This is a genomic window from Amnimonas aquatica (assembly GCF_002943415.1).
Lineage (GTDB): Bacteria > Pseudomonadota > Gammaproteobacteria > Pseudomonadales > Moraxellaceae > Perlucidibaca > Perlucidibaca aquatica_A.
This window is the reverse complement of record NZ_PTQZ01000244.1, coordinates 1-2,451: the sequence shown is the minus strand read 5'-3', so window position 1 is coordinate 2,451 and position 2,451 is coordinate 1. Positions and strand designations below refer to the sequence as shown.

Genomic DNA, 2,451 nt, shown 5'->3' with positions numbered 1-2,451 from the left:
GCGGCCTGCAGGCGACGCTGGATCAGCGGCCGCAGCAGCAGGCTGAGCGCGGTCAGCAGCAGCATGAAGCCGAGCGCGAGGGTGAGGATGTGCTTGTAGGCTGCGGCGTCCGGGAACCACTCGCGCAGCGCCCATACCGTGAGGATGGCGGCCGGGATGCTGCCGGCGGCGAGGGTCAGGGTGATGCGCCAGTCGATGTTGCGGTGGCGCTGGTGCACGATGGCGCCGCCGGCCTTGCTGATCGAAGCGTAGAGCAGGTCGGTGCCGATGGCGGTGTGCAGCGGCACGCCCATCATGGTCAGCAACGGGGTCATCAGCGAGCCGCCGCCGACGCCGGTAAGTCCGACGACCAGGCCGACCAGCGCGCCGGAAGCCACAAACAGCAGGTCGTGCAATGAAAGCGTGATGTCCATGTGATTCTCGCGTCACGAAGTCGGCGGAAAATACGGGCTCGGCAGGGCTTTGCAAAAGATCGTTTTGCTATAGAGTTATGCCATTGGGTTATATGAAGGCGAGGCGGGCATGAAGCTGCAGCAGCTGCGATACATCTGGGAAGTGGCCCAGCACGAGCTCAACGTGTCCCAGACCGCGAACGCGCTGTTCACCTCGCAGCCGGGCATCAGCAAGCAGATCCGCCTGCTCGAGGACGAGCTGGGGGTGGAGATCTTCGCCCGCAACGGCAAGCACCTGAGCCGCGTCACGCCGGCCGGGCAGGCCATCCTCAAGCTCGCCGGCGACGTGCTGCGCCAGGTCGAGTCGATCCGCCAGGTCGCGCTCGAGTTCTCCGACGAGGCGCGCGGCAGCCTGTCGGTGGCGACCACGCACACGCAGGCGCGCTACCGGCTGCCGCCGGTGATCGAGGCCTTCCGCAAGGACTATCCGGACGTGGCGCTGCACATGCACCAGGGCACGCCGCAGCAGATCGCCGAAATGGCGGCCGACGGCACGGTGGATTTCGCCATCGCCACCGAGGCGCTGGAGCACTTCTCCGACCTGGTCATGCTGCCGGCCTACCAGTGGAACCGCGCCGTGGTGGTGCCGCGCGACCATCCACTGACAAAAGTGCAGCCGCTGACGCTGGAGGCGGTGGCGCAGTTCCCCATTGTCACCTATGTCTTCGGTTTCACCGGCCGTTCCAAGCTCGACGAGGCTTTCAGCCAGCGCGGGCTGGCCGCCAACGTGGTGTTCACCGCCACCGACGCCGACGTGATCAAGACCTATGTGCGCCTGGGGCTGGGCGTCGGCATCATCGCGCAGATGGCCTACGAGCCGGAGAAGGACGACCGTGATCTGGTGGCGCTCGATGCCGGCCACCTGTTCGAGGCCAGTGTGACCCACATCGGCTTTCGCCGCGGCACCTTCCTGCGCGGCTTCATGTTCGACTTCATCGAGACCTTCGCGCCGCACCTGACCCGCCCGGTGGTGGAGTCGGTGCTCAACCGCGGCGATGCCCGCGCCGAGGTCGATCATCTCTTCAAGGGCAGCGACCTGCCCATGTTCTGAGGCGGGCCCGCCTCCGTGCGATGGCGGGCCGGCGTGTTCTAGTGCGTTCTGGCAGGAAGGGGCAGGGTCAGCCGGAAGCTGGCGCCGTGGCTGATGCTGCTCGCCACCTGGATGTCGCCACCGTGCGCTTCCGCCACCAGCTTGCAGAAAGGCAGGCCCAGTCCGGTGGAGTGCGTCTGCCCGGGCGAGCTCGACGAGGTGCCGTATTTGTCGAACAGGCTGTCGACCTGCTGCGGGGCGATGCCTAGCCCGGTGTCGCTGACGATCAGCTCCAGGGTGCGGCCGCCGGCATCGGCGCGGGCCTCCAGGCTCACCATGCCCCCGGCCGGCGTGTGCTGGATGGCGTTGGCGAGCAGGTTGACCAGCACGCGCCTGAGTTTGCCGCGATCCGCGCGCAGCGGGGGCAGGCCGAGGGCGATATCGGTCTCCAGCCTCACCCCCGAGCGCTCGGCGAGGTGAGTCACCTGCTCCAGCGCGGCCTGGCAGACCTCCGTGATGGCGACCGGGCCGAGGTCCAGCTGCATGCCGACAGCCTTGGCCCGGCTGCTGTCCAGCAGGTCGTTGATCATGGCCAGCAGGGTTTCGCCGCCGCGCTGGGCGATGTCGAGGGCTCGCTGCTGCGCCGGGGTGAGCGGGTTGTCATCGCGTACCAGGTGCATGCCGGCGATCAGCGACGAGAGCGGGTTGCGCAGGTCATGCACCAGCATGTCGATCATTTCGTCGCGCTGCAGGCTGAGCGTGCGCAGTTCGTGATAGCTGTCCCGGAACTGGCTGGCGAGCAGGCGCAGTTCGATTTCGGTGATCACCGCATGGGCGAGGGCGCGCATGACCGTGATTTCGCGCTCCGACCACTGGTAGGGCTCGGAGCGCACGGCGCAGAAGCTGCCCAGGGTCTGGCCCTGGGTGGTGGTGAGGGGAATGCCGAGGTAGGCGATGGAGTTGTATTCC

General features: G+C 67.4%; 3 protein-coding genes. 1 reads left to right on the top strand and 2 read right to left on the bottom strand.

The annotated features are described in order from the left end of the window. On the bottom strand, positions 1-413 hold a 413-nt coding region (locus C5O18_RS08565; protein WP_206389814.1), incomplete at its 3' end, for a sulfite exporter TauE/SafE family protein. A gap of 109 nt (positions 414-522) precedes the next feature. Between C5O18_RS08565 and cysB the strand changes: the two genes are divergently transcribed. After that, positions 523-1,503 (top strand): HTH-type transcriptional regulator CysB, encoded by a 981-nt coding sequence (cysB, locus tag C5O18_RS08560; RefSeq protein WP_105193143.1) that lies wholly within the window; start codon positions 523-525, stop codon positions 1,501-1,503. Positions 1,504-1,541: 38 nt separating this feature from the next. Here the strand turns inward: cysB and C5O18_RS08555 are convergent. After that, a partial coding sequence (locus C5O18_RS08555; protein ID WP_241146801.1) for a GAF domain-containing sensor histidine kinase occupies positions 1,542-2,451 on the bottom strand: 910 nt, incomplete at its 5' end.